This is a genomic window from Anaerolineae bacterium (assembly GCA_014360855.1).
GTDB lineage: Bacteria > Chloroflexota > Anaerolineae > JACIWP01 > JACIWP01 > JACIWP01.
In genome coordinates this window covers 1-2,334 of the sequence record JACIWP010000375.1, presented here as the reverse complement: position 1 = coordinate 2,334, position 2,334 = coordinate 1, and the positions used below count along the sequence as shown (strand labels likewise).

Below are 2,334 nucleotides of genomic sequence, written 5' to 3'. Positions count from 1 at the left end.
CATGAAGGGCTACTTCGAAAGCATTCCCCGAGAATTGGAGGAGGCCGCGGCTATTGACGGGGCGACGCCTTTCCACACCTTCTTGCGCATCGTGGTACCGATTTCCGCGCCGGGCCTCACCGCCACCTTCCTGATCAACTTCGTCTACAACTGGAACAACTTCATCACGCCATTGATCCTGATATCCAAGACCATCATGAAGACGGCCACGGTGGGCCTGTTTGATTTCCAGCATGCGCTGGAGGGGAATCAGGACGAACTGCTGGCGGCCGCCTGCGTGGTCATCATGGTGCCGGCGATTGCCCTCTTCGTCACCCTACGCCGCTACTTCCTCCAGGGCATGATTGAAGGGGCTGTGAAAGGATAGCCCATCCCCTTTGCGCGAAAGGGAGCGGTGCGGGGATCCTGCACCGCTCCCTTTCACTTTCTATGCCATCCGCCGGCCCTGCACTTATACCCGCGCCACCCGCACCAAGACCAGCGCGGCCAGCGCCAATCCGATGCCCCACAACAGGTCCACCTGGCCGATGGACAGCACGCGCCAGCCGGACAGCGCGCCGGCCGCCTGGCCGGCCAGAAAGCCCAGCACGCCGGCCACCCAATAGGCCGCCAGCTCACGCCAGGTGCGGCCCTGCCAGAGGAAGAAGACCGCCGCGCAGATAGTTCCCAACAGTACGGATAAGACCCACGCCGGCATCTGAAACATTGCCCTCATCTCCCCTGATTGGCCTGAAAGAGAAAGCGCGCGGAGCGCAGGATACCGCCGCCCAGCACTTCCTCGCCGGCATAAAACACCACGCCCTGCCCCGGCGTGATGTCGCGCAAAGGACGGGCGAAATGCACTTCGGCGGTATCCGTGCCGGTGGGAATGACCGTTGCCTCGACCTCCTCCGCTTGATAGCGGATTTTGGCGGTGCAGGTGAAGGGGCCGGCCGGCGTCTCGCCGGAGACATAGCGGACACCTTCCAACTCAGCGGCCTCGCCTCCCAACTGGCTCGCCGGCCCCACAATCAGGGCGTTCCGCTCCACATCAATATCCAGCACGTACAGCGGTTCCGGCGCGGCAATGCCCAGCCCTTTGCGCTGACCGATGGTATAGCCGGCCAGGCCCTTATGCCGGCCGATCTCCCGCCCCTGCACATCGAATATCGGCCCCGGTTCCAGCCGCTCCGGCGCCAGCCGGCGCAGGAAGGAACGGTAGTCGCGCTCCTTCAGGAAGCAGATTTCCTGGCTCTCCTCCTGGGTTGCCGCCGGCAGGCCGCGCTCGGCGGCCAGCCGGCGCACCGCGGCCTTGGTCAGCTCGCCCAATGGGAAGCAGACCTGTGCCAGCACATCCTGTCCCAGCATGTAGAGCATATAGGATTGGTCCTTGCGGCGGTCCCTGCCGCGCAGAAGATGCCAGCGGCCGTCATAGAAGGCGATGCGCACGTAGTGGCCGGTGGCCAGGTGGCTGGCACCGAGCCGGCGCGCTTCCTCCAGGAGCAGGCCGAACTTCATGCGCTGGTTGCACATCAGGCAGGGGTTCGGGGTGCGGCCGCGGGTGTATTCCGCAACCAGGTACTCCACCACCTGTTGGCGGAACGGCTCCCGCAGGTCCACCAGATGCCAGGGGATCCCCAGCGCCTCCGCGGCCTGCCGTGCCCGCTGAACCGCCGGCGGCTCGGCCGGCAAGGCACCAAGCAGGTCCTCCTCGGTCCAGATGCGCATGGTAATGCCGAAGACGCGGTAGCCGCGCTCCAGCAGGAGCAGGGCGGCGGTGGAGCTGTCCACCCCACCGCTCATGGCCACGGCGACGACGGAGCCGGCAGGAGGCCATGCGTTGTCCATGGGGGTCAGGCTTCCTCAGCAGAGGTGTCCTCGGGCGGGGGAGCCAGGTCCTCCAACTGCACGCCGGCCGGCAGAAGCTCCGGGTGCTTGCTGAAATAGTCATGCAGGGCGGCACGCAATGCATCCACCGCCAGGTTGGAACAGTGCATCTTATGAGCCGGCAGTCCCCCCAAGGCATCAGCGACATCCTTGCGCGTCAGGCGCAGGACATCCTCGATGGACTTGCCCTTGACCATCTCGGTGGCCATGGAGCTGGTGGCGATGGCGGCGCCACAGCCGAAGGTGCGGAACTTCACATCGGCGATGCGGCCATCCTCCACCTTGATGAATATCTCCATCATATCGCCGCAGACGGGATTGCCCACCCGCCCCACGCCGTCGGCGTCCTCGATCACGCCCACGTTGCGGGGGTTGGTGAAGTGTTCGATCACCAGGTCCGAATACATGGATTCCTCCGTTCATGCGCCGGCCGGCTTCAGCGAAAGCCGAAAACCTTATGACCGGTGT

4 protein-coding genes are annotated in these 2,334 nt (G+C 64.9%); 1 reads left to right on the top strand and 3 read right to left on the bottom strand.

Features of this window, described 5'->3' with window-relative positions; genetic code table 11:
• On the top strand, positions 1–367 hold a 367-nt coding region (locus H5T60_14165; GenBank protein ID MBC7243578.1), incomplete at its 5' end, for a carbohydrate ABC transporter permease.
• An 84-nt stretch (positions 368–451) separates the two neighbouring features.
• On the opposite strand, the gene H5T60_14160 is transcribed toward H5T60_14165, so the two are convergent.
• Genes H5T60_14160 through nifU form a run of 3 tightly spaced genes read right to left on the bottom strand, consistent with a single transcriptional unit; the run spans position 452 to position 2,273 of the window.
• Positions 452–670 carry a hypothetical protein gene (locus H5T60_14160; protein MBC7243577.1) on the bottom strand — a complete coding sequence of 73 codons (219 nt, stop codon included), beginning with the start codon at positions 668–670 and terminating at the stop codon, positions 452–454.
• A 41-nt stretch (positions 671–711) separates the two neighbouring features.
• Positions 712–1,827 (bottom strand): tRNA 2-thiouridine(34) synthase MnmA, encoded by a 1,116-nt coding sequence (gene mnmA, locus H5T60_14155; protein ID MBC7243576.1) that lies wholly within the window; start codon positions 1,825–1,827, stop codon positions 712–714.
• Between the two features lie 5 nt (positions 1,828–1,832).
• Positions 1,833–2,273: a Fe-S cluster assembly scaffold protein NifU gene (nifU, locus tag H5T60_14150; protein MBC7243575.1), complete on the bottom strand. Its 441-nt coding sequence runs from the start codon at positions 2,271–2,273 to the stop codon at positions 1,833–1,835.
• Positions 2,274–2,334 lie beyond the last annotated feature (61 nt).